Annotated in this window: 31 protein-coding genes; 11 read left to right on the top strand and 20 right to left on the bottom strand. The window is 52.5% G+C overall.

All coding sequences use genetic code 11. From position 1 onward, the window contains the following. Window positions 1–158: 158 nt before the first annotated feature. On the bottom strand, window positions 159–1,241 hold the full coding sequence (locus tag ACTU3N_RS16090) for a porin (RefSeq protein ID WP_443087128.1): 1,083 nt from the start codon (window positions 1,239–1,241) through the stop codon (window positions 159–161). Window positions 1,242–1,920: 679 nt separating this feature from the next. On the opposite strand from ACTU3N_RS16090, the gene drpB reads away from it, so the two are divergent. Genes drpB through ACTU3N_RS16075 form a run of 3 tightly spaced genes read left to right on the top strand, consistent with a single transcriptional unit; the run spans window position 1,921 to window position 3,379 of the window. Next, window positions 1,921–2,154, top strand: coding sequence for a cell division protein DrpB (gene drpB, locus ACTU3N_RS16085; RefSeq protein WP_443087127.1), 234 nt, complete (start codon window positions 1,921–1,923; stop codon window positions 2,152–2,154). Between the two features lie 46 nt (window positions 2,155–2,200). Further along, window positions 2,201–2,899 carry a phosphohydrolase gene (locus ACTU3N_RS16080; protein ID WP_443087126.1) on the top strand — a complete coding sequence of 233 codons (699 nt, stop codon included), beginning with the start codon at window positions 2,201–2,203 and terminating at the stop codon, window positions 2,897–2,899. Between the two features lie 12 nt (window positions 2,900–2,911). Beyond that, window positions 2,912–3,379 (top strand): very short patch repair endonuclease, encoded by a 468-nt coding sequence (locus ACTU3N_RS16075; protein ID WP_443087125.1) that lies wholly within the window; start codon window positions 2,912–2,914, stop codon window positions 3,377–3,379. A gap of 1 nt (window position 3,380) precedes the next feature. On the opposite strand, the gene yedA is transcribed toward ACTU3N_RS16075, so the two are convergent. Then, window positions 3,381–4,292: a drug/metabolite exporter YedA gene (yedA, locus tag ACTU3N_RS16070; RefSeq protein WP_443087124.1), complete on the bottom strand. Its 912-nt coding sequence runs from the start codon at window positions 4,290–4,292 to the stop codon at window positions 3,381–3,383. 190 nt (window positions 4,293–4,482) lie between these two features. On the opposite strand from yedA, the gene ACTU3N_RS16065 reads away from it, so the two are divergent. The 3 genes from ACTU3N_RS16065 to dgcQ all read left to right on the top strand — a co-directional run bounded on the left by ACTU3N_RS16065 (window position 4,483) and on the right by dgcQ (window position 7,446). After that, the gene (locus tag ACTU3N_RS16065; protein WP_443087123.1) at window positions 4,483–5,394 is read left to right on the top strand and encodes a DUF808 family protein; all 912 of its coding nucleotides are present in this window, start codon (window positions 4,483–4,485) and stop codon (window positions 5,392–5,394) included. A gap of 82 nt (window positions 5,395–5,476) precedes the next feature. Further along, entirely contained in the window at window positions 5,477–5,659 is a 183-nt protein-coding gene (locus ACTU3N_RS16060) for a YodC family protein (protein ID WP_443087122.1), read from the top strand. Between the two features lie 101 nt (window positions 5,660–5,760). Then, a complete protein-coding gene (gene dgcQ / locus ACTU3N_RS16055) occupies window positions 5,761–7,446 on the top strand; it encodes a cellulose biosynthesis regulator diguanylate cyclase DgcQ (protein WP_443087121.1) in 1,686 nt (561 codons plus the stop codon). Here the strand turns inward: dgcQ and ACTU3N_RS16050 are convergent. After that, window positions 7,419–8,240 (bottom strand): mannosyl-3-phosphoglycerate phosphatase-related protein, encoded by an 822-nt coding sequence (locus ACTU3N_RS16050; protein ID WP_443087120.1) that lies wholly within the window; start codon window positions 8,238–8,240, stop codon window positions 7,419–7,421. The genes dgcQ and ACTU3N_RS16050 overlap by 28 nt on opposite strands. A gap of 196 nt (window positions 8,241–8,436) precedes the next feature. Further along, window positions 8,437–8,667: a YodD family peroxide/acid resistance protein gene (gene yodD, locus ACTU3N_RS16045; protein WP_443087119.1), complete on the bottom strand. Its 231-nt coding sequence runs from the start codon at window positions 8,665–8,667 to the stop codon at window positions 8,437–8,439. A gap of 126 nt (window positions 8,668–8,793) precedes the next feature. On the opposite strand from yodD, the gene dsrB reads away from it, so the two are divergent. Beyond that, on the top strand, window positions 8,794–8,982 hold the full coding sequence (gene dsrB, locus ACTU3N_RS16040; protein ID WP_443087118.1) for a protein DsrB: 189 nt from the start codon (window positions 8,794–8,796) through the stop codon (window positions 8,980–8,982). A gap of 45 nt (window positions 8,983–9,027) precedes the next feature. Here dsrB and rcsA read toward each other — a convergent pair whose 3' ends face one another. The 14 genes from rcsA to fliF all read right to left on the bottom strand — a co-directional run bounded on the left by rcsA (window position 9,028) and on the right by fliF (window position 20,578). Beyond that, window positions 9,028–9,651 carry a transcriptional regulator RcsA gene (gene rcsA, locus ACTU3N_RS16035; protein ID WP_443087117.1) on the bottom strand — a complete coding sequence of 208 codons (624 nt, stop codon included), beginning with the start codon at window positions 9,649–9,651 and terminating at the stop codon, window positions 9,028–9,030. Window positions 9,652–9,932: 281 nt separating this feature from the next. After that, window positions 9,933–10,730, bottom strand: a complete 798-nt coding sequence (gene fliR, locus ACTU3N_RS16030; RefSeq protein ID WP_443087116.1) for a flagellar biosynthetic protein FliR — start codon at window positions 10,728–10,730, stop codon at window positions 9,933–9,935. A gap of 8 nt (window positions 10,731–10,738) precedes the next feature. Beyond that, window positions 10,739–11,008, bottom strand: coding sequence for a flagellar biosynthesis protein FliQ (gene fliQ / locus ACTU3N_RS16025; protein ID WP_443087115.1), 270 nt, complete (start codon window positions 11,006–11,008; stop codon window positions 10,739–10,741). A 9-nt stretch (window positions 11,009–11,017) separates the two neighbouring features. Beyond that, on the bottom strand, window positions 11,018–11,755 hold the full coding sequence (gene fliP / locus ACTU3N_RS16020; protein WP_443087114.1) for a flagellar type III secretion system pore protein FliP: 738 nt from the start codon (window positions 11,753–11,755) through the stop codon (window positions 11,018–11,020). Beyond that, window positions 11,755–12,129: a flagellar biosynthetic protein FliO gene (fliO, locus tag ACTU3N_RS16015; RefSeq protein WP_443087113.1), complete on the bottom strand. Its 375-nt coding sequence runs from the start codon at window positions 12,127–12,129 to the stop codon at window positions 11,755–11,757. The genes fliP and fliO overlap by 1 nt, the downstream gene beginning before the upstream one ends. Before the next feature lie 4 nt (window positions 12,130–12,133). Further along, window positions 12,134–12,550, bottom strand: a complete 417-nt coding sequence (fliN, locus tag ACTU3N_RS16010) for a flagellar motor switch protein FliN (protein WP_443087112.1) — start codon at window positions 12,548–12,550, stop codon at window positions 12,134–12,136. After that, on the bottom strand, window positions 12,547–13,551 hold the full coding sequence (gene fliM / locus ACTU3N_RS16005; protein WP_443087111.1) for a flagellar motor switch protein FliM: 1,005 nt from the start codon (window positions 13,549–13,551) through the stop codon (window positions 12,547–12,549). Before fliM ends, fliN begins: the two co-directional genes overlap by 4 nt. A 4-nt stretch (window positions 13,552–13,555) precedes the next feature. Next, complete coding sequence (gene fliL, locus ACTU3N_RS16000) at window positions 13,556–14,023, bottom strand: flagellar basal body-associated protein FliL (protein ID WP_443087110.1); 468 nt, start codon at window positions 14,021–14,023, stop codon at window positions 13,556–13,558. Window positions 14,024–14,126: 103 nt separating this feature from the next. After that, the gene (gene fliK / locus ACTU3N_RS15995) at window positions 14,127–15,362 is read right to left on the bottom strand and encodes a flagellar hook length control protein FliK (RefSeq protein WP_443087109.1); all 1,236 of its coding nucleotides are present in this window, start codon (window positions 15,360–15,362) and stop codon (window positions 14,127–14,129) included. Further along, on the bottom strand, window positions 15,359–15,802 hold the full coding sequence (gene fliJ, locus ACTU3N_RS15990; protein WP_443087108.1) for a flagellar export protein FliJ: 444 nt from the start codon (window positions 15,800–15,802) through the stop codon (window positions 15,359–15,361). Before fliJ ends, fliK begins: the two co-directional genes overlap by 4 nt. A gap of 20 nt (window positions 15,803–15,822) precedes the next feature. Then, window positions 15,823–17,193: a flagellar protein export ATPase FliI gene (fliI, locus tag ACTU3N_RS15985; RefSeq protein ID WP_443087107.1), complete on the bottom strand. Its 1,371-nt coding sequence runs from the start codon at window positions 17,191–17,193 to the stop codon at window positions 15,823–15,825. Then, window positions 17,193–17,900, bottom strand: a complete 708-nt coding sequence (fliH, locus tag ACTU3N_RS15980; RefSeq protein WP_443087106.1) for a flagellar assembly protein FliH — start codon at window positions 17,898–17,900, stop codon at window positions 17,193–17,195. The genes fliI and fliH overlap by 1 nt, the downstream gene beginning before the upstream one ends. Next, window positions 17,893–18,891: a flagellar motor switch protein FliG gene (fliG, locus tag ACTU3N_RS15975; RefSeq protein WP_443087105.1), complete on the bottom strand. Its 999-nt coding sequence runs from the start codon at window positions 18,889–18,891 to the stop codon at window positions 17,893–17,895. Before fliG ends, fliH begins: the two co-directional genes overlap by 8 nt. After that, window positions 18,881–20,578, bottom strand: coding sequence for a flagellar basal-body MS-ring/collar protein FliF (gene fliF / locus ACTU3N_RS15970; protein WP_443087104.1), 1,698 nt, complete (start codon window positions 20,576–20,578; stop codon window positions 18,881–18,883). Before fliF ends, fliG begins: the two co-directional genes overlap by 11 nt. Window positions 20,579–20,804: 226 nt before the next feature. Between fliF and fliE the strand changes: the two genes are divergently transcribed. The 3 genes from fliE to ACTU3N_RS15955 all read left to right on the top strand — a co-directional run bounded on the left by fliE (window position 20,805) and on the right by ACTU3N_RS15955 (window position 23,219). Then, window positions 20,805–21,116, top strand: a complete 312-nt coding sequence (fliE, locus tag ACTU3N_RS15965; RefSeq protein ID WP_443087103.1) for a flagellar hook-basal body complex protein FliE — start codon at window positions 20,805–20,807, stop codon at window positions 21,114–21,116. A 303-nt stretch (window positions 21,117–21,419) separates the two neighbouring features. Then, window positions 21,420–22,361, top strand: a complete 942-nt coding sequence (locus ACTU3N_RS15960; RefSeq protein ID WP_443087102.1) for an Rpn family recombination-promoting nuclease/putative transposase — start codon at window positions 21,420–21,422, stop codon at window positions 22,359–22,361. Window positions 22,362–22,622: 261 nt separating this feature from the next. After that, complete coding sequence (locus tag ACTU3N_RS15955; protein ID WP_443087101.1) at window positions 22,623–23,219, top strand: hypothetical protein; 597 nt, start codon at window positions 22,623–22,625, stop codon at window positions 23,217–23,219. Between the two features lie 52 nt (window positions 23,220–23,271). Here ACTU3N_RS15955 and yedF read toward each other — a convergent pair whose 3' ends face one another. Further along, window positions 23,272–23,502: a sulfurtransferase-like selenium metabolism protein YedF gene (gene yedF, locus ACTU3N_RS15950; protein WP_443087100.1), complete on the bottom strand. Its 231-nt coding sequence runs from the start codon at window positions 23,500–23,502 to the stop codon at window positions 23,272–23,274. After that, window positions 23,499–24,704 (bottom strand): selenium metabolism membrane protein YedE/FdhT, encoded by a 1,206-nt coding sequence (gene yedE, locus ACTU3N_RS15945; protein WP_443087099.1) that lies wholly within the window; start codon window positions 24,702–24,704, stop codon window positions 23,499–23,501. Before yedE ends, yedF begins: the two co-directional genes overlap by 4 nt. 190 nt (window positions 24,705–24,894) lie before the next feature. On the opposite strand from yedE, the gene yedD reads away from it, so the two are divergent. Beyond that, window positions 24,895–25,308 carry a lipoprotein YedD gene (gene yedD, locus ACTU3N_RS15940; RefSeq protein WP_443087098.1) on the top strand — a complete coding sequence of 138 codons (414 nt, stop codon included), beginning with the start codon at window positions 24,895–24,897 and terminating at the stop codon, window positions 25,306–25,308. Window positions 25,309–25,334: the final 26 nt, after the last annotated feature.

The following is a 25,334-nucleotide window of genomic DNA, read 5'->3' as shown; positions in this document are numbered from 1 at the left end:
TGGATGGTCATGGAAATCAAGCAGGTCGTTGAGAAGTGGCATAAGAAAACGGCTCCCTGTAGTGGAAGCCGTTATAGTGCCGTAGTTTAAGGATCGGTCAACCGATCCTTAACTGATCGGCATTACGTATTGCACGGGCTTTATCAGTGACGCGGTTATCAGAACTGGTAAACAATACCTAAGGCGAATTCATCGCCTGCATTCAATTTCGTGCTGACAACATAATCTGTCTCACGCAGCAGGTTGAATTTATACGCAGCATAGACGTTCATATTTTTATTAAAGTAGTACCAGCTACCGGCTTCGATGTAGTTAACCCGCACCGCGTCGCCACCGGTAAAGGTGCCACGCGCCTGCAAATCTTTTCCTTTTGAATAGACATAACCCAGAGAAGGGCGCAACCCGGACTCGAACTGATACTGAACAACGGCTTCGATGTTTTGCGTTTTGTTGGCAAACTGACCGTCGTTTTCACGCGTGAGGTTATGGCTTTCGCCGTAGGTTACCGCGACGTAAACCTGGTTAGCATCATATTTAGCGCCAACAGCCCACAGCTCAGCTTTCTTACCCTGATGGTCACTGCTTTGTGCATCGGTGCGATCGGAGTTGGCATAGGTCGCGCCGAACTTAAATCCGTCGACAGCCCAGGTGGCCGCTGTGCTGTAACCATCGCCGTTTGACTTCATTTTATTACGCTTACTATTTTCGTTCTTACCCTGGTACTGCACGGCAAAATCCAGACCTTCAACCGCGCCGAAGAAATCCGTATTACGCCAGGTCGCAAGACCGTTACTGCGCTTGGTCATAAAGTTGTCGGTGGCAACCCAGGAGTCGCCGCCCCACTTGACCAGCATATCGGTAAACGCTCCCACATTATAAGGTGCGCCGTAGCTGCGCCCGTAATCAAAGGAACCGATCTGCGCCATCTTCAGGCCCGCATAGGCCAGACGCGTCGATTGTGACTGGGTTTCGTCGGGGACATCTGCGCTCAGGTTATGCTCAAAATGACCGTAGCCCGTCAGCACGTCGGTGATTTGCGTTTGACCCTTAACGCCGAAACGTGCGTAGGTAGCATCCACATTATCCCTGTTGTGCTTGTCGGCATCACTCCAGACGCGTTCGCCGACTATTTTCCCGTACAGGTCGACCTTATTACCGTTGTTATTATAAATTTCAGCTGCCTGTACAGTTCCGGCAGCCATTAATGCCGGGATAATAATGGCCAGTGCCTTTCTTTTCATTATTTATTCCTTTGCTATCATCATTTATATGAATATGTTATTGGCGACGATTAAAATAATGTCGCGAAAAGATAGTATTCTATTTAGTTCAATTTATTTACGCATAAAGATGTAACTATATTATATTAAATATTTCAAATTATTTCTTTTGACTAAAGGTATTTTGCAAGTGAATGACAATAAAAAACCTATGCAATCTAGTGATTTAAACGTATTTTTTGGTGTGATAGTTTGCCGGTTGTGTAATGGTTATTAATATATAATCATAATCTGGATGGTTTGGTGCATTAAATTTTTATGGTGAATGCATATTCACGGCGCAAAAAAAAATCCTGGCAGAAAATGCCAGGATCGCGTTGCCAAAAAGTTTTACGGCTAAGTAGAGGTTAAGAAGATAAATAATAATGACGTGAAGATGGTCGCATAAAAAAGACGTAAATGAAATAGCCTTTAGCAATAAGAATGATTATTTGTCTGTGCAATGATTATTACTGAATTAATTACTGATGTGATTATTCTTCGATGGTGATGTTTTTTTGCAACCATAATTTTGTCGAATAAATAATTAGTGTGAATATATCCACAAAAAATATACCTAAACTATATAATGTGAAGGTAATCACCGTCACATTGAAATGACAGGATGCATTTCAGTGAGGACTATGCGAAAGGTAGCATTATGCAACATCAAGCTGTTCGAAGCCTGGGCGGTAGACTGGCCCTGTGGTTGTTCATGATTTTCTGCATCTATTTCGTCTGGAGCCTGTTAAATACTTTGTGGGCGCTTATGCAGAGCGGGGCCCGTGTTGAAAACTGGGCCGCTGCGCTGTCAGTGGTGTTCGCCCTGGTTTTGGTTGGAACTATTCTGGGCGCGATTGCGTGGTACACGCGGCCCGTCGATCCTGATGCCTGATCGCGCGCAAGGTGTTATGGTTTCTTTTTTAAATGCAGGACAGAGCATGAATACCGTTGACTGGCAAACTCGCTTCGACACATGGATGACACAGCATTTTAATCATGGCGATATCGCTCATGATATTTCACATTTTCGGCGGGTATGGAAAACAGCGCAGACGCTGATGCACGGTGAGCAAGCCGATGAGCTGGTTGTCCTGACCGCATGCTATTTCCACGATATTGTCTCGCTGGCGAAAAACCACCCTGAACGCCACCTGTCGTCGGTATTAGCCGCAGAAAAAACGGCTACGGTGCTGGCGCAGGATTTCCCGACCTATCCTGTGAGTAAAATTGCGGCCGTGCGCCATGCCATAGAGGCGCATAGTTATAGCAGCGGTATTGCGCCGCAGACGCTGGAGGCCAAAATCGTCCAGGACGCCGACAGGCTTGAGTCACTTGGCGCCATTGGCCTTGCACGCGTATTTGCCGTGGCCGGATCGCTGGGAACGGCGCTGTTTGATGCCGACGATCCGTTTGCCGAAGAGCGGGAGCTTGATGACAGGGCATTTGCCCTTGATCATTTCCGCTGCAAATTACTTAAACTTCCAGCCAGCATGCAAACCGCGAAGGGGCGGGAACTGGCGAACCAGAATGCAGATTTTATCGTACAGTTCATGGCCAAGCTTGGCGCTGAATTGCGCGGCGATTTTCAGCGTCTGGATGAGGATATCCTTACTCGTTTTGCCAGCCAGGTTCATTAAGAGAGAAACGTGATGGCGGATGTTCATGATAAAGCCACGCGCAGCAAAAATATGCGTGCTATTGCGACGCGGGATACGGCGATCGAAAAACGGCTGGCGGCCTGCCTGGTATCGCTGGAACTGGACTTTCGCGTACAGGATGCGAGCTTGCCGGGGCGTCCCGATTTTGTTCTGGATGACTATCGGTGCGTTGTGTTCACCCATGGCTGCTTCTGGCATCACCATCAGTGCTATCTGTTTAAAGTCCCGGCGACGCGTACGGATTTTTGGCTGGAAAAAATCGGCAAGAATGTCGAGCGTGATGCCCGCGACACGGCGCGTTTGCTGGAGCAAGGCTGGCGCGTGTTGATTGTCTGGGAGTGCGCGCTGCGCGGAAAGCTAAAGCTTGGCGACGAGGCATTGTGTGAGCGGCTGGAAGAGTGGATCTGCGGGGGAGGGCAAACCGCGCAGATCGACACGCAGGGCATTCACGCCATGTAGGTTATTTTTTGGTCTCGCAGGTCGCGTCTTCCTGGCGCTGTGGCAGCAGATATTTACCCAGCGTCACCAGCACGACCGCCATAATAATAATCCCCAGCGCAATCCATTCGACAGAAGAGAGATGTTCTCCGCCAAAGCCGGTACCCAACAAAACGGCAACTACCGGGTTAACATACGCATAGCTGGTTGCCACTGCCGGGGTGACATTACGGATCAGATACATATAAGCATTGATGGCGATAATCGAGCCAAACAGGGCAAGGTAACCGACAGCCAGAAAGCCGGATGCAGGGGGCATGGCGGTCAGCCGCTCACCGGTTAGCGTTGACGCGACCAGCAGCACAATACCCGCCGTGAGCATCTCGATGGCCCCAGCCATCATGCCATCCGGCAGTTCCACCCGCGCGCCAAACACTGAGCCAAATGCCCAACTCATCGAACCTATCAGTATCAATACTGCACCCCACGGATTGCCGCTTAAATTGCCGCCGCTATTGAGCAAAATAATACCCATCAAACCGATGGCGATACCGAGCCACTCAAGTTTTCGCGTCCTGATGCCAAAAAAGTGACTAAAGCACAGCGTGAACAGCGGAACCGTGGCAACGACCACGGCGGCAATACCGGAAGGGACGTTTTGATGCTCAGCGACCGTCACAAAACCGTTTCCCACCGCCAGCAGCAGTATGCCAATCAGCGCAGCGTTTAGCAGAGGGCGCGGCCTGGGAAGTTTATGCCCTGTCAGTAATAAAAAGGCCATCAGCAATGTGCCAGCACTTAAAAAACGAATACCGGCCATCATAAAGGGAGGCCAACTTTCCACCCCGATGCGGATAACAAAATAGGTGGAGCCCCAAATGATGTACAACGCAAAAAGCGCACCGATAAGGGGTAAGACTTGCCTGAAACGCATACTGCCTCGCGGGAAAATATAAAAGACTTATAGTTAACGCGAAAACGATTAAGCTGGCGAGTGCTTAATCGTGCGTTGAGTGTTAAATTTTTGTGGATTTCAGCCAGCACTTTTTCGTTGGCGGATTTTTATTTCATACTCAGTATCACCCAGCGCAATCCGCGCCGTATGCAGAAGAAGGAAGAGAACCTTGGCAGGAAGTAGTTTATTGACCTTACTGGACGATATCGCCACGTTACTGGACGACATCTCCGTCATGGGGAAACTGGCGGCAAAAAAAACCGCTGGCGTTTTGGGCGACGATCTCTCCCTGAACGCGCAGCAGGTGACCGGCGTTCGCGCTAACCGTGAACTGCCCGTGGTCTGGGGCGTGGCGCGTGGTTCGTTGCTTAACAAAGTGATCCTCGTTCCGCTGGCGCTACTGATAAGCGCTTTTATCCCCTGGGCTATCACGCCGTTGCTGATGATTGGCGGGGCATTTTTGTGCTTTGAAGGGGTGGAAAAAGTCCTGCACACCATCGAGTCGCGCAAAAATAAAGAAGACCCGCAGGCATGCCAGCAGCGCCTGGAAGCACTGGCGACACAGGACGCGCAACAGTTCGAGAAAGATAAAATCAAAGGCGCGGTACGTACCGATTTTATTTTATCGGCGGAGATTGTTGCCATCACGCTTGGCATTGTTGCCGATGCGCCGCTGCTCAATCAGGTGCTGGTGCTTTCCGGTATCGCCTTGTTAGTGACCATCGGCGTGTATGGTTTGGTCGGAATCATCGTCAAACTTGATGATATGGGATACTGGCTGGCTGAAAAACGCAGCCTGCTGGCGCAAGGGGCAGGAAAAGGGTTGCTCATCCTCGCGCCATGGCTTATGAAAGCGTTGAGTATCGTCGGCACACTGGCAATGTTTTTGGTCGGCGGCGGCATTGTGATACATGGTCTTGCGCCGTTACATCATGCTATTGAACATTTCGCTGCCGGGCAGCATGCGGTGCTACAGATACTGGTACCTTTGCTTGCAAACCTGCTTCTGGGCCTGGTTATTGGCGCTGTGGTGGTTATCGTGGTGAAGGGAATTTCCCGCTTGCGTGGCCAGGCACATTGAAAAAAACGCACGGCAGAAACTATGCAAAATGAATAAATTTCGTCTAAGGTGAAACAGTTTCGCCCTGATAAAGGAGGCAGTAATGGTCTTTTTGGTCAGCGATGAAGTTGAACCTAAAAATGGTGGTCCGCGCATGATCGTGACCGGTTATGCCAGCGGGATGGTGGAGTGCCGCTGGTATGATGGTTATGGTGTCAAACGGGAAGCTTTTCGCGAAGACGAACTGATGCATGGCGACAGGCAAAGGAGCGTCGAAGAGGTATAACCATAAAAACGCCCGGCATTGCCGGGCGTTTTTATGGTCTGTCATTCCCGAACCAATGATTGGCCGACCGGAAGCATAACAACACCTGTCAGGAAAAGATTGTGAACAAAAATCGCCTGTCTGGAAAGTTAAAAGCCTGGTTCGAACCCTCCCGCGTGGTAAATCTGTGCTTTGTGGTCGTTTTAATCTGCTCTACCGTGCTGACATGGCGAGAGGTCAACGTACTGGAAGGCGCGTATATCTCCAGCCAGCGCAGCTTGTTGGTTAACGTCAGCAATGCGCTCGAAAAGCATATGCAGGTGGGTATCGACAGGCTGCTATTTTTCCGTAATGGCATGCAGCAGGCGCTGCAAATTCCTCTGGGGTTTGAAGTATTTCGCAATATTAAACACGAGTTTGAGCGCGTACGCACACAGCCGCAGTGGCAAATTACGCTTGATGCCCGGCGCACATTACCCCTGTACGGTGTTTCCGATCATTTTGTCAATGAAAGCGGGACGCTTAACCGCGACAATCCGCTGTTACAAAATGAGTTAACAGCGGCGATGGAGCTTGGCTATTTGTATCGTCTCTCCGACGATGCCGATATGCTGCCGCGGCGTGCGTATTATGTTTCTCGCGCTGGTTTTTTTGTCGCAACGCACGCCCTGAACGGTGAGCAGGAGATTGTGCCCAATTATTACAATTTACTGATGCGCCCGTGGTTTCTCGGGCAGAGCGAGCGCGAAAACCCCAGGCGTGGTGTGCGCTGGTTTACCGATCAGGCGCATCGTCCCAGTGAGGCGGACAGTTTTATTACCGCCAGTTTGCCGCTTGATGCGCGCGGATACTGGTATGGTGTCTTAGTGATGAGTTTTCCGCTGACGGTTATCAACGAGGTGATTCATGATGCCTGGCATGTCGCGGATAAGGGCGAATATCAACTCTATGATAGCCAGTTTACGTTATTGACCTCCACCCTGGATGCGGGCAACGCCGAGCAAACCTTCAGCGTTAAACAGCGCCAGTATCTGCAAAAAGAGATAGCGCGCGATCCGCAAGGTGAAGTACGGCTGGGGACGCGTTTCATCAGCTGGCAGAAACTCAAACATTTTGACGGCACATTATTACGGGTACACGTCTTGCACGATGGTATTCGGGATGATTTTGGCCGCATCAGTATTGCACTGTTATTGCTGTGGCTGTTATTCACCACGATGCTGTTTCTGGCATGGGTAGTTATCCGACGGATGGTAAAAAATATGCTGCGCATGCAGCAAACGCTGCAATGGCAGGCGTGGTATGACCCGCTGACGCGGTTATGTAACCGCCGTTCGCTGTTTGAGCGTGCCCGGGTGCTCTCGGAGCAGTGCCGTAGTCAGCAACTCCCGTTATCCGTTATTCAGTTAGATCTCGATCATTTTAAAAATATCAATGACCGCTACGGCCATCAGATCGGGGATTTGGTGCTCACTATGACGGCCGGTGTGATAAGCCACGCGATCCGCGCGCATGATGTTGCAGGTCGCGTAGGAGGGGAAGAATTTTGTGTTGTGCTGCCAAATTGCCCGCTGGCGGAAGCGGTGGAAGTGGCGGAGCGCATACGCTCGCGCCTTAACAGTAAAGAGATGCTTATCAAAAAGCATAAAACTATTCGTATCAGCGCGTCGCTGGGGGTCAGCGGCGCACCGGAGCAGCGAAGTTATGATTTCGAACATCTGCAATCTGTTGCCGACCACCGCCTGTATCAGGCGAAAAAACAGGGGCGAAACCGGGTCTGTTACGAGGACGACGCCGCAAAAAACTGATCCAGTCCTTCGCGCCAGCCCGCCGCGCCTTCCTGCTGCGTGCGATAGACTCTGTCCGGCGTATCTTTGCGAAGCACAATGCCCTCGCGGTTAAGGCCTTTAACCACAATGGCATAATCGACGCTATCCAGCAGCGGCGCATCGTTAGGGCCATCGCCCAGCCCAAGGGTAGAATAGCGTTTCCCGGTGTAATGGCGATAGCGCCGCGTAAGCCAGTTAACCGCCTGATCTTTACCCGCGCGCTCATCCAGCACATGCCAGAAACGCGCGCCCTGCACAAAACGAAGCCCAAGCTGCGCCAGCGCTGCATCAAACGCAGCCATTTGCTTGTCGCTGTCACGCCAGATAAGGGTTTCTGAAGCTTCCTGCAAATGCGCCAGTCCCGCCTGCGTGGCCGTCAGGCCGGTCAGTTCTGCCAGAACATGTTCGCCCAGCTCGCTAAATGTGGTGAACTTCCAGCCGTTTTTATGGCGCATCTGGCTCAGCACGTTGGCTATCTCCTCGTGAGGAGAACCGGTGATGATACGCGGGTAGTTTTCATCATCCTGCCATTTTTCATCCAGTTGAATAACCGCACCGTTCTCGGCAATAAATGGCAGTCCCTGTAGTCCAAGCGTTTTTTGCAAATCAATCATCTCCGCAGCGGTTTTGCTGCTGCATAAGATAACCGGAACGTGGTGCTCGCGAAGACGGGTTAACCAGTCAGCTGCGGCTTGCCATTCGCCGGTATGACTGTCGCATAATGTGCCATCAACATCGGTAAACACCAGTAACGGGTCGTCCAGGCTCGGCATGTGCGGCTCCTATAAACTTTGTATCCACTGGAATACAGTTGTATTTGTTAATTATTAGTTCTGTTAATAAATCTTGTCAGAATCATTTATTGAGGCTAAAGTGGTCGTACATCAGATTCCCTGGTGTACGAATTTTTTAAGTGCTTCTTGCGTAAGCAAGTTTATCCCGGCGGCTTCCGGCGGCCGGGATATTTTCTCAGCGATTCACTTCAGTGACGCTGAAATCATGTATATCCAACTCGAATGCTTCAGCCAGTTCTCGCCAGGTGTGATACTCACGACCGTCCACACTGACGCGCTGTCCTTCGTCATCATCCACGCGCTGTATTTCGCTCTCGCTGATTTCATTGATCGCTTTCAGTAGCGCATCAACGTCCACATTGACGTCGCGTTTCGCGGTCTCGCTATACTCTTTCTCAGTATTCATGCCATCACCTCATTCACCATACCAATGCTTAGTATAGTCGGTAGAAAAATGCGGCTGTTAAACATCAGAAGACTGCCAGAGCGACGGATTTGTTCTAAAATGGCGTAAATACGAGAGGAGGGAGTGATGAAGGTAAACGATCGGGTGACAGTTAAAACGGACGGTGGTCCTCGCCGTCCGGGTGTGGTGTTGGCTGTAGAAGCGTTTAGTGAAGGTACAATGTACCTGGTTTCATTGGAAGATTACCCGCTCGGTATCTGGTTCTTTAATGAAAAAGATCATCCGGACGGCGTATTTGTAGAAAAAGCAGACTGATATTCCGCCCTCCTTGCGTGGGAGGGTGTAGTAATAACAGTTTATTTAACGCATATTAACAAATATACCTGTGGTGACGTTATCGGTCAGACGCACGACGTGATAAATCACTTGTTTATTATGCGTTTTTATTTTTCTTTTAATATTCCCCTTATGTGATGATACCGTCTTGGCTTTAATATTCATCTGATCTGAAATTTGAATCGTATCTTGCCCGGACATCCACATCTTCAGCATACTGGACTCGGTACGACTCAGCGATAGCGTCGGTAAATTAACCGTGCTGGCACTTTTTTTCTCTTTATTCAGACAATCTCCCAGAATATTATCCAGAGACTCTGGTTTAATCGACTTCGAACTGATCAATAAGTTTTTGCGAACCAAAAGGTATTCATCAAAGTGAATATTGGCAATGGCCATAAACACAATAAATAGCGTTCGGGGGTGCTGATTAATAACTTGCTTTATATGCTGACTACTGCATGGGTCATGAATAAAACAGTCTTCGTTGATAAATACCACTGAAGGCTGAAGTGTATTGCAAGCAGCTTCGAGTTCATCAACAGTTTGTATATCGTTGATATCTCGTTTTTTAACCCCCCGACTTGTCAGATACCCTGTTAATCCCAACCGGGTATAACTGCATAAATCCATAATAATCGTCGACATGGCATACCCTCACTCAATGCGTAACGATAATTCACCACCCGCCTGAAGCTTCAGAAGCCATTACAGAAAAAATATTGATATAACTGAAGTGGATAAAGAAAACTCCAGGCGAACCCACTATCCCGTAAAGTTACGTATAATTTGCCAGGAAACATCTTAAAGTAAAGTAAATGTTGTGTTCTGTGAGAGTGTTAAAAACAAATAAGCCGCGTCCTGTGTATGCTTGCAGGTGATTTACGTTTTTCACTTTAGGATTATCCTCAAAGGAAACATTACGGCGGCTAAGGGTTTGTCGTTTGCGGCAACTCGCTGACGATATCGGCTAACAGGTTGAATAATTCGCTGAATAACCGCTCGCAGAACGGTGCGAGCAGGGGCATCATTGCCGCGATCAGCAAAATTCCAACGCTGAGTGTGACCGGAAAACCGATTACGAATACTGATAATTGCGGAGCCATACGGTTCAGCAGACCGAGTGATAAATTAACGGTCAGCAGCAGCGTAATAATCGGTAATGCCAGCATCAATCCATTAAGAAATATCATGCCTGCCGCCCGTGTTAACGCCAGATACGCGTTACTGTTCACCGGGTTCCCACCAATGGGTAACGTGTGAAAGGTATCCACCAGCATTGATATTAACCACAAATGACCGTTAAACGTCAGGAACAGCAGCAGCGCCAGCATATCCAGGATACGGGCCAGGACGGGCATATTAAGATGACTTGTCGGATCAACAAAGGTCGCGAAGGACAGCCCCATCTGCAGGCCAATCAGTTCACCGGCGGTACGGATAGTGGCAAAGGCGAATTGCATGGTAAACCCCAGCGCAACGCCAATGAGGATCTGCTGCATCGCCAGCCATAATGCATCCATCGAAACGATAGGCACATCCTGGGTTGCCGGCAGTGTCGGCGCGATAACTATCGTGATAACGACACCGAGGCCCAGTTTTACCCGGCGTGGAATGCGTGATTCGCTAAGAATCGGCGCGGTCATTATCAGGGCCAGCACCCGCAGCAGCGGCCAGAAATACATGGTCAGCCACTGTAGCCATTGATCGCTGGTGACGCTCAGCATAAGCCTGCTTATCCGATAATATAAGGAATGTTGCTGAACAGGGTACGCATATAATCAAGCAATAAATTCAGCATCCACGGCCCGGCAATCACGATTGCGGTAAATACCGCGATAATTTTCGGGATAAAGGAGAGCGTCATTTCGTTGATTTGCGTCGCCGCCTGCAAAATACTAATAACAAGCCCGGTTATCAGGGCGACCAGCAGCAGAGGGGCAGCGAGAGCGAGAGCCACTTTCATCGCTTCGGTGCCCATCATCATGACCGACTCTGGCGTCATCTCTTACCCTCAACTGTAAAAACTTTGCGCCAGCGAGCCGACAAGCAGCTGCCAGCCATCTACCAGCACAAACAGCATCAGTTTGAACGGCAGGGCGATGGTTGCAGGCGGTACCATCATCATCCCCAGCGCCATCAACACGCTGGCAATCACCAGGTCGATAATCAGGAACGGGATGAAAATCGTAAAACCAATCTGGAAAGCGGTTTTTAGTTCGCTGGTGACATACGCGGGCAGCAAAATGCGCATCGGCACGGCTTCCGGCCCCTGGATAGGCGGGCTATTGGCCAGGCGGGCAAACAGCGCAAGGTCGGCTTCGCGGGTCTGGCGCATCATAAATTCGCGCAGCGGCTGCGCGCCGCGCTCAAGCGCGACATCCACAGAAATCTTGCTTTCGCTAAACGGCTGATAGGCGTCGGTATAAATCTTGTCAATAACCGGCGACATAATGAAAAAGGTGAGAAATAGCGCAAGCCCCAGCATCACCTGGTTTGGCGGAGCAGAAGGGGTGCCCAGCGCGTTTCGCAGCAGGCCAAACACAATGATGATGCGCGTAAAGCTGGTCATCATCAGTAAAATTGCCGGCAGGAAGGTGAGGGAGGTGATAAATACTAGCGTCTGCACCGGCAGTGACCAGCTCTGGCCGCCGCCCGCTAACGGCTGGCTGACCAGCCCTGGAAGTTGCGCGAATGCACAGGGCGACGCCAGCCACAGACCGGCCAGCGCAAGGGATAACAAGCGGCGCATCAGGATCTCCCGGAACGCTTAAGCAAATTCTTCATCACAGACTGAAAGTCTGCATTTTTCTCGTTCACGTCTTCGCTGTTCGCAGGTGCGGGAGGAAGCTTGTGTAACAAATTGATAGTGTTTGGCGTAATGCCAAGCACCAGGCGTGCATCTTCCACATCGACAATCACCACGCGCTCGCGCGTACCGACGCTTGCGCTGGCGCTCACTTTTAATCCCCGCGCACCGGCGGTTTTACCACCAATACCTACGCGTTTTGCCAGCCATGCGGCAATCAGGATAACGGCGATGATGCCGAACAGCGCGCCACTGACTTGCAGCAGTGGCGAACCGGGAATAGCGGAAGGGTGGCTAACCGTAGCCTGTGTTTTCATAGACTCAGCGGCTCAGACGACGCATACGCTCGGAAGGGGTGATAATATCGGTGATACGCACGCCATATTTATCAGCGACAACCACCACTTCACCCTGGGCAATCAAATAACCGTTGATCAGGATATCCAGCGGTTCACCCGCCAGACCGTCAAGCGCAACCACGGAACCTTGCGTCAGGCGCAGCAGCTCTTTGATGGTCATGCGGGTACGACCCAGTTCAACGGTCAGCTTAACCGGGATATCCATAATCAGGTCGATATCCTGGAGATTGCCGCCGACATCACCACCACCAAGCTGCTGGAACACGGCATCCGCCGGGCTCTTATTGCTGGTGGTCGTTTTTTGTTCGTTCAACGCGTCAGCCCACAGATCGTCCATTGCTCCGCTGTTCTCATCGGACGGATTGTTCATATCACTCATTTGGGCTGTTCCTCATTCAGCGAATTCAAAATCGGGTTTATCAGATGCTCAACACGTAACGCATATTGTCCGTTGACCGTACCGTACTGGCTGGTAAGCACAGGTACGCCGTCCACATGAGCGATAATGCGATCGGGTTTATCAATCGGCAGCACATCGCCGGGTTGCAGCTTAAGTATCTGCGACAGGCGCAGGGGAATATCCGCGAAATTAGCGATCAGTTGCAGCTCTGAGTGCTGCACCTGGCGCACCAGATTGTCACGCCAGTTCTGATCTTCCGTGCGTGAGTTTTCCAGCGGCGGGTTGACCAGCGTTTCGCGCAGCGGTTCTATCATGCTAAAGGGCAGACAGATATTGAACTCGCCCGTCAACGTACCGATTTCCACATGAAAAGGGGTGTTAACGACGATATCGTTTGGCGATGTGGTAATGTTTGTAAACTTAACCTGCATTTCAGAACGCACGTATTCCACATCCAGCGGGTTGATGGCCTTCCACGCATCGCTGTAGGCTTCGAGCGCCAGTTTCAGCATGCGGTTAATCACGCGCTGTTCGGTATGCGTGAATTCACGGCCTTCCACTTTAGTCGGGAAACGCCCGTCACCACCAAACAAGTTATCCACGGCAATAAACACCAGGCTTGGCGAGAAAACGAACAGGCCGGTGCCGCGCAGCGGCTTGAGGTGGATAAGGTTAAGGTTGGTCGGAACCGGTAAGTTACGCGCAAATTCATGATACGGCTGGATGCGGATCGCGCCGACGGTAATATCCGGGCTACGACGCAGCAGGTTAAACAGCCCCATACGAAACTGGCGCGCAAAACGTTCGTTGATTATCTCCAGCGCTTGCAGACGCTCACGCACCACGCGGCGCTGGGTATTGGGATCATAGGGGCGAATATCGTTATCGCCGCCCATGCCCGGTTGCGGATCATCACTCTTATCGCTGTCTCCGTTGAGCAGCGCATCGATTTCGGCCTGAGAAAGAATGCTATCGCCCATGTCTTTACCGCAAAATGAAAGCTGTATAAAGAACGTCGGTGACTTCCTGTTTCGGCAGCGAAGGCACTAACGGCGTTGCGATCGTTTCTTTAATCGCGGTCGCGAGATTCTGCTTGCCTTCATTGGTTGCAAGCTGCGTTGCGTCCTGGCGAGAGAACAACAACAGCAGGCGGCTACGCACTTCCGGCAGGTATTCACTCAGTCTGGCGCGCGTCGCATCATCTTTCAGGCGCAGCGTAATGCCCACATACAGCACACGATCGGCATCGCCCAGGTTCACGGTAAACGTGTCGAGAGCAAAGAATACCGGGGCTGGCGGCGGAGGCAGCTCCGCTTTCGCGCTGGTGGTGGGGTGCTGTTGCATACGCCAGTAACTGTAGCCAGCTGTAGCGCATGCCGCGAGGGTGATTAACACCAACAGCGGGATCCAGATAGAGCGCTTACGTTTTTTGTTAAGAGCGGAGTCAGTCATCTGATACGTGCTTCCTGTTAGTACTGCCTATGAGGTGATTATCCCGTGTCCTGTCCGCGTCAAAGCGCGGAAAAGACGGGGATAATCATGCTACCTCTGGCGTTTAGGCAAAGATGTCGACGGCGCCATTGCCGCGCGCGGCGGCCTGAAGACTTGCGGGGGCGATGACTGCGTCGTCATTATCGGCACCAAACAGTGAGTCGGCGCCGGAGTGTGATGCGTGCTGTTGCCGGGAAGATTGCTGCTGTTGCTGGCCTGCGAAGCTTTCGCTACTGATATTGCTCTGGCCTAACTGAATACCGTTCTCCGCCAGCTGCGTACGCAGAACGGGGAGCGCGGCTTCCAGCGCCTGGCGAACATGGCTGTGAGCAGAAACCATATGCAGCTGCGCCTGGTTATCTTCCAGTTTGATAGAAATTTGCACCTGGCCGAGATCTTCAGGGTGCAGGCGCAGCTCGGCGCTCTGCTGACCCTGGCGGGTAAAGAGCGTGACGTGCTGGCTGATATTCTGCTGCCACTCATGGCTACCCAGCGGGGCGCTCACCACAGGAGCTGCTACCGGTGCGCTGCTCTGCGCTGCGCTGACTGTTGTGGTCACAGGCGCAATGCTGGCGGTGGTGTTTGTCGTTTGCAGCGCGTTGTCAGCGTCTTGTTTCACAGCGACTGCGGCGCTCAGCGGCGCATTTTGCTGCCCGTCATCGGCGAGGGCGAACTTGCCTGCTGCGGCGTTATCATTTTTTGCCGCCGTCTGTGGCAGATCGGCACCCGCAGCATTATTCAGCGACGTCGTTTTCAGTGCACGACTGGCCGCGGCAGCAACATCACTTTGCGACGGCTGCGCGCCGGTAGTAAGCTGCGTAGCTTGTTGGTGCGGCAGCATTGCCATCAACGCGCTCAGCCCGGCGAGGTCTTCATCGCTAAGCTCGGTTTTATCTTCACCTGCCTGCGCGTTTTTACTTAGCGCCGCCAGCACATCACTTTTCGCCGCAGGCGTCAGGCCGGAAAAGATTTTTTGCACATCCGTCGCGACCTGAGCATCCGCCACGATGGCGGTTTTATCGCTCTGGCGCGCCAGCAAGTCGGCCAGCTTCTGCGCCGGAGACTGGGCTTCTTCGCCCGTTACCGCCGCAAGTTTACCTTTCTCCAGCTTGCCACCTAAAACCGCGGCCTGCAGATCGGCAAGGGTGAGGGGAGCATCGCTCTGCTGGCCCGGCGTGGCGGACATCGCGCCCGCCAGCAGAGACAGAAAGTCCTGCGCCGTATCGCCGCCCGCTTTACCTGTCTGTGCGCCGGCGGTTGCATCTGATTCTGTCACTAACAGTTTTTGCAACGTGATCATTGGTTTTTCCTCAGGGACGCTCGCTGTGCAAACTCATCCATTTTTTTCTGATCGAGGCGGTTTTCCGCCAGTAGTGCTGCGGCGTTTTGCCGGTCCTGCAATGTAAGCCAGGCCTGTAAACGTTGTTTTTTCTCCCGCCAGCTTCCCAAAGCCACATCCACTCTCTGGGTCCACTGCGCAAGCTGCTGACGGTGTTGTTCAATCGCTTTTTCCAGCGTCTGAATAAACTGCTGATAATTTTGCCAGCGCTGGTTATCGATCCCCTGGCTCATATCGCTATTCAGATTGCTGCGATACTCATGCTGATAATCAATCAGCATTTTGAGTTGCTCTTCGGCTTGCTGGCAGCCCCGGCGCATTTCACCCAGTTTGAGCGCTGCGTCGTCCACCTCTTTTTCAGCCAGATCTTTTAGCGTCGTTAATGCGCTGTTTTGCGTCATGAAGTCAGCTCTCCGCTACATTATGCTGTCGGGAAGATAAGCTCTAATGCCTGTATGGAATCTTCCCAACCAGCCCGTTCGAAAATGCCCTGCTGTAAGAACGCTTCAAGTTGCGGCCACAATGCGATGGCTTTATCCAGCATTGGGTCGCTACCGCGCGCATAAGCGCCAACGCTCACCAGATCACGGTTGCGCTGGAAGCTCGACAGCAACTGTTTAAAATGTCGTACTCTTGCGTAATGTTGTTCAGTGATGAGCGCGGTCATCGCACGGCTGATAGAGGCTTCGATATCAATGGCCGGATAGTGGCCAGCTTCAGCCAGTCTGCGTGACAGAACGATATGCCCATCGAGAATGGCGCGCGCAGAGTCAGCAATCGGGTCCTGCTGATCATCACCTTCGGTCAGCACGGTATAAAAAGCGGTGATCGAACCGCCGCCGTGGATACCGTTCCCCGCCCGTTCCACCAGCGCCGGTAATTTGGCAAAGACCGAAGGGGGATAGCCTTTGGTTGCAGGCGGTTCACCGATAGCCAGCGCGATTTCACGCTGCGCCATCGCATAGCGCGTCAGGGAGTCCATAATCAACAGCACGTGCTGACCACGGTCACGGAAATCTTCAGCAATGCGCGTGGCGTAAGCCGCACCCTGCATACGTAATAAAGGAGAGACATCCGCCGGGGCCGCGATGACGACGGAACGCGCGCGGCCTTCAGCACCGAGGATGTTCTCGATAAAATCTTTGACCTCACGACCACGCTCACCGATTAAGCCAACGACGATAACGTCTGCCTGGGTGTAGCGGGCCATCATGCCCAACAGCACGCTTTTACCCACGCCGGAACCGGCGAACAGGCCCATACGCTGCCCACGGCCAACGGTTAACAGCGCGTTAATAGCACGCACGCCGGTGTCCAGCACATGCTCAATCGGCGTACGCTGCAACGGGTTAAAGGGCTGGGTGATCAATGCGCCAGTTTCGCCTGTGTCGGGTGAAGGCAGGCCATCGAGCGGTTTACCGCTGCCATCCAGTACGCGACCAAGCAGGGCAGGGCCAAGCGGCAGTTGTTTGCCGCTCTGTAAACCTTCGCTGGTCGTCACGCGTGCATAAACGCGCGCGCCAGGTAACACGCCTTCCACCTCTTCAAGCGGCATCAAAAACAAGCGCTGGCCGTTAAAACCCACGACTTCACTTTCCACTTCACGCGTTTCTGCGCCATCCTGACGTTCGATGATACAAGTCGCGCCCAGCGGCAGTTGCAGACCGGTGGCTTCCAGCACCAGGCCGGTAGCCCGGGTCAGGCGTCCATAACGACGAACAGATGGCAGTTGCGCCATCCGTGTTTCAAAATTATCAAGCGTTGTCAGCCAGCGGTTTAAGCGTGCGGTCATTAAACGACCCCCGGTGCCGCCAGGCGGCACAGTTCCTGCCAGCGCGTGGCCACGCTTGCATCAAGGTCGCCTTCATCGGCAGAGACTTTGCACCCGCCCTGATGCAGGGTCGGATCGCCGCGCAAACGCCAGCCGTGTAAACTCAGCGTGGCGCCGAGCATCTCTTCCACACGCTGTAAATCGTCAGGGTGAACGCGCAGCTGCGGTTTGCCGCTGAACAGCGGTTCTTGCTGTAACAACAACTGAATCTGTTTGATAAGCGCGCTGTTATCAACAACAGGTGTCTGGCCGATAACCTGGCGCGCGGCTTCCAGCGCCATTTGCATCAGGCGGGAAGCGATAACACTGTCGAGCGCATCCAGCGTGTTCTGAAACTCGCTCACTAACTGTTGCATGCGCGCGGTGAGAGGAGCCTGCTGCTGGCGGGCCTGATTCACACCCTGCTCCACGCCCTGCGTCAGTCCTTCCTGATAGCCCTGGTCATGGCCTGCTTTACGGCCTTCTGCGAGGCCCGCGTTATAGCCAGCCTCGTGCGCCTGCATCTGAATTTGCGCCAGATGTTGCTGCTGGCGCTGCTCTTCAGAGATCTCGTCTTCGTCCTCGTCTTGCGCGGGTTCTTCCTGAGTTAACAGCGGCGCAAACTCGGCAGCAAACGGGACGGTTAAATCGTCCGGCGTCCAGACCTTCCACGGCATATCGTTAGACATAGGTATCCTCGCCGCTGCCAATTACCATTTCGCCGGTTTCCGCCAGACGACGAACAATAAGCAGGATGGCTTTCTGTTCGTTTTCCACCTGCGAGAGACGTACCGGGCCACGGTTGGCGAGGTCGTCGCGCAGGATATCCGCTGCACGCTGGGACATATTGCGCAGGAATTTCTCGCGCAGCGGCTGCTCGGCACCTTTGAGGGCGATAAGCAGGGATTCCGAGTCCACTTCCTGCAACAGGCGCTGGATACTGCGGTCGTCCACATCCACCAGGTTTTCGAACAGGAACATCTCGTCGATAATTTTTTGTGCCAGTTCGCCGTCGAACTCGCGAACCGCCGTAATAACCGCTTCTTCCTGCTGCGTTTTCATCAGGTTGATGATTTCGGCTGCGGTTCTCACGCCGCCCATTTTGCTGCGCTTGAGGTTCTGACCGTCGAGCAGGTTGTTAAGCACCTCGGTCAGTTCTGCCAGCGCGGCAGGCTGGACGCCGCCGAACGTGGCGATACGCAGCATTACATCGTGGCGCATACGTTCATCAAACAGCGCAAGAATATCCGCTGCCTGCGAGCGCTTCAGATGCACAAGGATGGTTGCGATAATCTGCGGATGCTCGTCGCGGATAAGGTCGGCGGCACTCTGCGGCTCCATAAAGTTGAGCGTTTCGATGCCGCTGGTGGTATCGCGGGTTTCGAGAATATCTTCCAGCAGGCTGGAGGCGCGCTCTTCGCCGAGTGCTTTTACCAGGACCGAACGCAGGTAATCGTTGGCGTTGATATTCAGCGCTGCGAACTGTTCTGCTTCGGTTTCAAACTCCTGCAATACATCCATTAACTGTTTGTTGGAGATCTGACGAACGCTGGCCATGGCCGTACTCAGGTGCTGGACTTCGCGGGCAGAGAGGTGTTTAAACACCTCTGCTGCGCGATCTTCGCCAATGGTCATCAGCAGGATGACGCTTTTGTCCGTTCCGGAAAGATTATTGCTCATGTTCGTTACTCATCCACTGGCGAATGACCAGCGCCACCACGCGCGGATCGTTATCTGACATTTCGCGAATACGCTGGCTCATGACTTCCGCATTCAGGCGCTGATTAGAACGGCGCTGCTGAAGCTGTTCGTCTTTGCTGAGGCGAACTTCCACGGATTCTTCGATTTCTGCCTGCGCCAGCGCAGCTTCTTGTGCGGCTTTCGCTTCTTCCTGGCGGCGAACGATTTGCGGACGCACCGCTTTACGCCACAGCAGCCAGGCGACAATCAATACCAGCAGCCAGCGGCCTGCGGTCATCAACTGATCGATAAACGACTGCTGCTGCCAGAAGGGGAGTTGACCACCCAAATCGTCCGTTGCATTAAACGGCGAGTTAACCACGTTCAGGCTATCGCCACGCTTCTCGGTGTAACCCATCGCTTCACGCGTTAAATCTTCGATCTGCTTTAACTGATCGGCGGTCAGCGCTGCCGTTTTGCCATCGGTCAGCGTGCGGTAGTTAACGACCACAGCCACCGACAGACGCTGGATATCGCCCACGTTCATTTTGGTGTGGCGAATCGTGCGATCGACTTCGTAGTTTGATGTTTCGTTATGCGTGGTGTTGCGCGGGCCGGTCGTCGTTGTGGCTGTTGACGTCGTTTGACCTTGCTGACCATTTTGATTCTGCTGACCGTTCTGCTGGTTAGCCGCTGGCGTGGTGATTGGCGCGGTATTTGCTGGTGCCGGTTGGTTAGAGAGCGCACCCGGCACGCCGCCTGGATACTGGCCGCCAATTTGTTCGCTTTCATTAACCTGACGCGAGCGCAGCGCTGCCTGCGAGGCGTCGCCATTCGGACGATACTGCTCTTCGGTCTGCTCTTTGTTCGCAAAGTCGAGCTGTGCAGTAACCTGAGCGTGCACATTGCCGTTACCGACAATCGGGCCGAGAATCGCTTCGATACGGCGCTGAATGCGGCCTTCAACATCGGCGGTATATTTCAGTTGCGCATCATTCAAATCACGACCGGCGGTGCCGGATTGCGTCAGCAGACGACCGCTCTGATCGACAACCGTGACGTTGCCCGGCGGTAAACCGGCGACAGCGCTGGAAACTAAATGCACAACGGCGCTGATTTGACCATCGTCCAGCGCGCGTCCTGGCTGTAAATTCACGGTGACAGAAGCGGAAGGGGATTTCTGCTCGCGCACGAACAGCGACGGTTTTGGCATCGCGAGATGTACGCGAGCGCCTTTCACCGGGCCGAGCGTTTCAATAGTGCGTGCAAGTTCACCTTCCAGCGCACGCTGGTAGTTCACTTGCTCGCTGAACTGGCTGATGCCGAATTTTTCTTGATCCAGTAATTCAAAACCCACCGCGCCGCCTTTGGGCAGGCCCTGCTGGGCGAGACGCAGACGCAGTTCGTGCACTTTATCCGCAGGGACTTCAAGCGCTCCACCATTGTCGGAGAAACGGTAAGGCACGTTCATTTGGGTCAGTTGCGTAACAATAGCACCGCCATCCTGGTCGGACAGATTGCTGTAAAGGGTGCGATAATCCGGGCTTTTAGCCCATAAAACCAGAGCGACAACAATCGCCACGGCGGCGGCCGCAGCCACCATTAAAGGGATTTTGGGGTTCGCGCGTAAGCGGTTAAGCCACTCAAGAGATTTATTCTGCGGTGCAGTTGTTGCAGTTGCACTCATTGCGCACCTCGTAACTCTGGGTGGATGTTGTTATTTGAGTTGAAAAACAAAACAGACTCCCGGGTCGGCAAACTCGACATTTCCATTAACATGGCCCTGCCATTATTTGATGATTCCGAATTTTCTATGCCTCAAATAACCTGGTTTTTTGTCGCTATTTACCGCCTTTATCCCATTGACAAGCTGTTAATCTTGTCCGGAATCAGAACCTCCTCAGGAAATCATCATGGCTATACAGGGCATTGAAAGCGTTGTCAGTCAGCTGCAGGCTATCGCTGGCACGGCGCGCAATCAGAGCGTGGAGAGCACGCCAACAGTCAATTTTGCCGGGCAATTGCACGCGGCGCTGGACAGGATCAGCGATACGCAAAACGCTGCGCGTACGCAGGCAGAAAAATTTACCCTCGGCGAACCGGGTGTGGCGCTGAATGACGTTATGACGGATTTACAGAAATCATCGGTCTCTCTGCAAATGGGTATTCAGGTGCGCAATAAACTGGTGGCGGCTTACCAGGAAGTGATGAATATGCAGGTGTAGATAATTTTTATCTGCCTGAGTGTCCGGCTCTCATACTTGTTCAGGTAGAGCCGGATAACTTTTTCCCGACTCACATGGGTTGCGAAATACGCCGGGGCTGAGAAGTCTGCAGGTGTGCTTTTGGTGTCTGAAATACGTTTTATCCCCGCCTTTGAAATCACTATTGCGAATTCTTCTATCTTTCTGAATTGACAGTATAAATACCTATCAATTAATACTCCGTGGTAGTAAATATTCGGCTAATTTAATACCGCATTTATTTTGCTATTGTGGCGCCCGGTATTTAACTGAGGCTATCCACAAATGACGAGTAAATTAACCGCGCGCGTGCCGCATGATGCAATATTTCGCCAGTTTTTAATGCAACCCAATATTGCCCGGGATTTTATGGAGATCCATCTTCCTGCTGAGCTGCGCGCCATTTGCGACCTGAGTACGTTGCAGCTGGACTCTGGCTCCTTCGTTGAAGAGAAGCTCCGGCCTTATTACAGCGACGTGCTTTATAAGCTCAATACGACGGCTGGCGATGGGTATATACATGTACTTATTGAACATCAGTCCACGCCGGATAAACACATGGGTTTCAGGCTGATGCGCTACGCACTGGCAGCCATGCAGCGCCATATAGATAAAGGCGGTAAAACATTGCCGCTGGTAATACCGGTACTGTTTTATGCCGGAAAGCGCAGCCCGTACCCCTATTCAACAAACTGGCTAAAAGAATTCGCAGATCCTGACCTTGCAGCCCGACTCTATACCGGCGAACTGCCGCTCGTGGATATCACCATTATTCCGGATGATGAAATAATGGAGCATCGCAGTATGGCTGCGTTGACACTCCTGCAAAAGCATATTCGCCAGCGCGATCTCGCGGAGCAACTCGACAGCCTGACCAGTGTACTGCTTGCAGGCTATCTCTCTTCGTCTCAGGTCATTTCACTGGTACACTACATAATAAAAGCGGGTGAAACATCAGATGCCAAAGCCTTTGTACACGAACTGGCGCGGCGGGTACCGGAATACGAGGAGGAACTGATGACAATTGCAAAACAACTGGAAAAACTGGGCGTGGATAAAGGCATCCAGCTTGGGGTCGAAATCGGTATCAAAGAGGGCCTGAAAGAAGGCGAAAAGCAAGGCAAAATGGAGGTCGCGCGTGCCATGCTGGAAAACGGTATCGACACGCACACGGTGATGAAAATGACCAACCTGAGTGAAAGCGATCTCTCACAGCTCCAGCATTGATTTCACGTCCTGTTACTCCCCCTGTCGCGCCATCGCTGCAAAAATGGGGCAGGGGGGAACGCTTTTTACGTCCACGATGGCTTTATATTATTTGAAACACCGCACTTCTTTCTCCTGTTCTCTTCGCGCTGTGCCAGCGAAAATGTGTATATATCCCGCTAAGTACGAATAACGCCTCGTAAAGACACAATTTGATAAGAATAGTGTATTCTTGAAGGGTATGTTTGCGCACTAAATTATGATTTGAATGAATGTTTCTGCATGAAAGTTAATACGCGTGTTTCATCGGTTCCTCTGCTTTTACTGTTATTTTCCTGCATTATTCCTTTCTATCCTGATCTGCGTTTGCCGCTTTATCATGGCGAGCTGGTAGCATGGATTGAAGGGGCACAGGCGCTTTGGTTGCTCTTTGGCGCGCTGTTTACCGGTTATTACTTGCAGCAAACCGAGCTGCCCGACGGTGCCAGGCGCTTCTGGCGCTGGTCTGTAATCTGGTGGCTGGTGTTGTTTGGCCGCAGTATAAGCTGGGGGCGTGATTATTTTCCTGAGGGGCCAAAGCTACTGTTTCGTGCAATATCAGTCGTGCTGATTGGGGCCTTAGTGCTCTATTTTTTGCTCTCACCAACGCTACGTAAAGAGCTGGCCTGGCGGTTGCGCCATGAGGCGCTGCCACTGTGGACTTTCGCCCTGGTCGTTGTGACATTTATCATTTCAGATAGCGTGGAGCATCATCGCTTTATTGCGCCGTTGTTTTTACATGATACGGGGTATCAGGATCTCATTGAGGAGCTTTACGAAATCCCATTTATGGTCGGTCTGTTCTGCGTTTCGTATGATTTAATGCAGCGGCAAAAATAGCGGCGCTAACGCGCGCAAAAGTACGCCTCCCGTGCTGGCGGGAGGCGAAATACTATTTCTGAATTAAATAACGAATGGTTGGCCCATCCTGCTGAATATCCAGCACCGTATACCCGTGGTTGCGTGCATCATGCGGGATATTATTGATTGATTGCGGACAATCGCTTATCACTTCAAGGATCTCCCCTTTCTTAAGCTGGGGCAGCGCTTCAAGTGTGGCAACTGCCGGGTAAGGGCAGGGTTCGCCGGACATATCCAGACGGTAATCAGGAACAATATTCATGCAACCTCCTTACGGTTCGTCAGCGTCGCGCGACGGAAGAACTGTTTTTCCCAACCGATAACAAACAACAGCGCAGCCAGTAGCAAAAGATAGGTCACCAGCAGGCCGCCAAGGGGGCCAAACGTATTGAGCAGGTTGATTTTATCCCAGCTCGTTGCCAGCGCCGGTGATAAATCGTCCCAGAAGTAAGCGAGAATCGTCGAGCCGATGACGTTACCAAGCCCCACCCACCAGTAATGCACCTGGCCTTCAACGGCGCGGTACATCCAGCCTGTTTCACAGCCTCCTGCCAGCACAATACCAAAACCAAACAGTAAACCGCCCAGTACCGCATTCGGGCCTGCCCACATGATTTTGGCTTCCACACCAAGCTGCACATAGCTGAAAATCCCGATAGCGCTCACCGCCATCCCAAAGATAATCGCTTTTGCCATCATGGTGCGCCCGGTTATCCACATATCGCGGAAAGCTGACGTGAAGCAGATTTGCGCACGTTCAATCAACAAGCCAAAACCCACGCCAAACAGCATTGCCAGCCCCAGTTTCGGTTGATTGAACGCTGTCAGCAACGCCCAGCCAATCATCCCGGCGAACACCAGCATGCCAAGACGAAAGCGACGACGCGCCTGGCTGGGTTTTTGTGTTAACGGCGAGGCGGCTGACACTTTCTGCATTTTTACCGGAATACGAAACAGCGGCAGCAGGGTAAAGCGCGCGCCAAACCAGGAGCCGATGGCCGTCGCAACGGCAAAGAACCAGGCGTGTAGCGAGAACTGAGGGATGCCGGTAAAGAATGCGGCAAGGTTGCAGCCCATGGCCAGACGAGCGCCGAAACCCGCGATGATGCCGCCAATGATGGCCTGCGCGATACGCACACGGCTGTGCGGGAAGCGTAGCTTCACGTTATTTGCCCACAGAGCGGCTGCGAAACACCCGCCAAACATACCGATTATCATCACGCCGTCAATACGTGTCAGCGGCGTACCGTCGAGATGAATCAGTTTGAAGTAACCCCACTCTTCGGTATGAACGCCTGCCAGTTGCAGCAGTTGCCCACCCCAGCGGGTGAATTCACCCGTGACGGCCCAGAACGTGCCGGTAATGCCGAAATAATACGTAGAGAGAATACCGGCGGCGATGACGGCCGGAACAGGTGACCAGAACTTAATAAGAAAGCTATTTTTAAAATATTGCCATGACATGGTAAAGAGCCTCTGAACTCAGAAGGAACAACACGACGTGCAAAAGAAACCGGATAATACACGCGTCAACGGGAGGCTGGCATAAAAAAACGTAAAAACATGGTGCAGATCAAATGCGTTTGCGTCAGGGGAAAGGCTGGCGGCGTTAACGCTTTAATGCCACAATATTTTCTTTCATGGAGCAGGACAAATGATGAAAAAGATAATGATGCTGGGTGCGCTGGTTTTACTCAGCGGCTGCGTGGAGGTGGAGAATTACCAGGCGGTGGTTAAACAGCCTGCGCCGGCGGGACTGGCGGGTTACTGGCAGTCTGCCGGACCGCAAAGCAAACTGGTCAGCCCGGAGGCTATCGCCAGTCTGATTGTTACGCCGCAGGGTGATACGCTTGATTGCCGCCAGTGGCAGCGGGTGATCGCCGTGCCGGGTAAACTGATGCGCGAGGGTGATAAGCTTTATAACGTCACGCAAAAGCGTGAGGTTTATCGCCTGAAGCGTGAAGGCAGTGAACTGACCTTTGACGGCCTGACGCTAAAACGCGTGGATAAACCGACTGTCGAGTGCCAGAAGGCGCTGGAAGATGCCGGGCTGAGTCTGCGCCAATAACCTGTTGTGCCGGGTGTTCCCGGCAC

This window comes from Vagococcus sp. WN89Y (assembly GCF_052220145.1).
Lineage (GTDB): Bacteria > Pseudomonadota > Gammaproteobacteria > Enterobacterales > Enterobacteriaceae > Kosakonia.
Note: the sequence above shows the minus strand (reverse complement) of the source record. Positions and strands in the feature narration are given on the sequence as shown.

What these genes read in the sequence shown, in the direction of transcription:
- fliE (WP_443087103.1), top strand. Translation starts at nt 20,805, where the DNA reads ATGGCTATACAGGGCATTGAAAGCGTTGTCAGTCAGCTGCAGGCTATC.
- fliG (WP_443087105.1), bottom strand. Translation starts at nt 18,891, where the DNA reads ATGAGCAATAATCTTTCCGGAACGGACAAAAGCGTCATCCTGCTGATG.
- ACTU3N_RS15955 (WP_443087101.1), top strand. Translation starts at nt 22,623, where the DNA reads ATGAAAGTTAATACGCGTGTTTCATCGGTTCCTCTGCTTTTACTGTTA.
- fliR (WP_443087116.1), bottom strand. Translation starts at nt 10,730, where the DNA reads ATGCTGAGCGTCACCAGCGATCAATGGCTACAGTGGCTGACCATGTAT.
- ACTU3N_RS16075 (WP_443087125.1), top strand. Translation starts at nt 2,912, where the DNA reads ATGGCGGATGTTCATGATAAAGCCACGCGCAGCAAAAATATGCGTGCT.
- fliF (WP_443087104.1), bottom strand. Translation starts at nt 20,578, where the DNA reads ATGAGTGCAACTGCAACAACTGCACCGCAGAATAAATCTCTTGAGTGG.
- fliK (WP_443087109.1), bottom strand. Translation starts at nt 15,362, where the DNA reads ATGATCACGTTGCAAAAACTGTTAGTGACAGAATCAGATGCAACCGCC.
- ACTU3N_RS16050 (WP_443087120.1), bottom strand. Translation starts at nt 8,240, where the DNA reads ATGCCGAGCCTGGACGACCCGTTACTGGTGTTTACCGATGTTGATGGC.
- ACTU3N_RS16080 (WP_443087126.1), top strand. Translation starts at nt 2,201, where the DNA reads ATGAATACCGTTGACTGGCAAACTCGCTTCGACACATGGATGACACAG.
- yodD (WP_443087119.1), bottom strand. Translation starts at nt 8,667, where the DNA reads ATGAATACTGAGAAAGAGTATAGCGAGACCGCGAAACGCGACGTCAAT.
- rcsA (WP_443087117.1), bottom strand. Translation starts at nt 9,651, where the DNA reads ATGTCGACGATTATTATGGATTTATGCAGTTATACCCGGTTGGGATTA.
- ACTU3N_RS16090 (WP_443087128.1), bottom strand. Translation starts at nt 1,241, where the DNA reads ATGAAAAGAAAGGCACTGGCCATTATTATCCCGGCATTAATGGCTGCC.
- fliQ (WP_443087115.1), bottom strand. Translation starts at nt 11,008, where the DNA reads ATGACGCCAGAGTCGGTCATGATGATGGGCACCGAAGCGATGAAAGTG.
- fliN (WP_443087112.1), bottom strand. Translation starts at nt 12,550, where the DNA reads ATGAGTGATATGAACAATCCGTCCGATGAGAACAGCGGAGCAATGGAC.
- yedF (WP_443087100.1), bottom strand. Translation starts at nt 23,502, where the DNA reads ATGAATATTGTTCCTGATTACCGTCTGGATATGTCCGGCGAACCCTGC.
- dsrB (WP_443087118.1), top strand. Translation starts at nt 8,794, where the DNA reads ATGAAGGTAAACGATCGGGTGACAGTTAAAACGGACGGTGGTCCTCGC.
- fliJ (WP_443087108.1), bottom strand. Translation starts at nt 15,802, where the DNA reads ATGACGCAAAACAGCGCATTAACGACGCTAAAAGATCTGGCTGAAAAA.
- yedE (WP_443087099.1), bottom strand. Translation starts at nt 24,704, where the DNA reads ATGTCATGGCAATATTTTAAAAATAGCTTTCTTATTAAGTTCTGGTCA.
- fliM (WP_443087111.1), bottom strand. Translation starts at nt 13,551, where the DNA reads ATGGGCGATAGCATTCTTTCTCAGGCCGAAATCGATGCGCTGCTCAAC.
- fliH (WP_443087106.1), bottom strand. Translation starts at nt 17,900, where the DNA reads ATGTCTAACGATATGCCGTGGAAGGTCTGGACGCCGGACGATTTAACC.
- yedD (WP_443087098.1), top strand. Translation starts at nt 24,895, where the DNA reads ATGATGAAAAAGATAATGATGCTGGGTGCGCTGGTTTTACTCAGCGGC.
- ACTU3N_RS15960 (WP_443087102.1), top strand. Translation starts at nt 21,420, where the DNA reads ATGACGAGTAAATTAACCGCGCGCGTGCCGCATGATGCAATATTTCGC.
- fliP (WP_443087114.1), bottom strand. Translation starts at nt 11,755, where the DNA reads ATGCGCCGCTTGTTATCCCTTGCGCTGGCCGGTCTGTGGCTGGCGTCG.
- ACTU3N_RS16060 (WP_443087122.1), top strand. Translation starts at nt 5,477, where the DNA reads ATGGTCTTTTTGGTCAGCGATGAAGTTGAACCTAAAAATGGTGGTCCG.
- fliI (WP_443087107.1), bottom strand. Translation starts at nt 17,193, where the DNA reads ATGACCGCACGCTTAAACCGCTGGCTGACAACGCTTGATAATTTTGAA.
- drpB (WP_443087127.1), top strand. Translation starts at nt 1,921, where the DNA reads ATGCAACATCAAGCTGTTCGAAGCCTGGGCGGTAGACTGGCCCTGTGG.
- fliL (WP_443087110.1), bottom strand. Translation starts at nt 14,023, where the DNA reads ATGACTGACTCCGCTCTTAACAAAAAACGTAAGCGCTCTATCTGGATC.
- fliO (WP_443087113.1), bottom strand. Translation starts at nt 12,129, where the DNA reads ATGAAAACACAGGCTACGGTTAGCCACCCTTCCGCTATTCCCGGTTCG.
- yedA (WP_443087124.1), bottom strand. Translation starts at nt 4,292, where the DNA reads ATGCGTTTCAGGCAAGTCTTACCCCTTATCGGTGCGCTTTTTGCGTTG.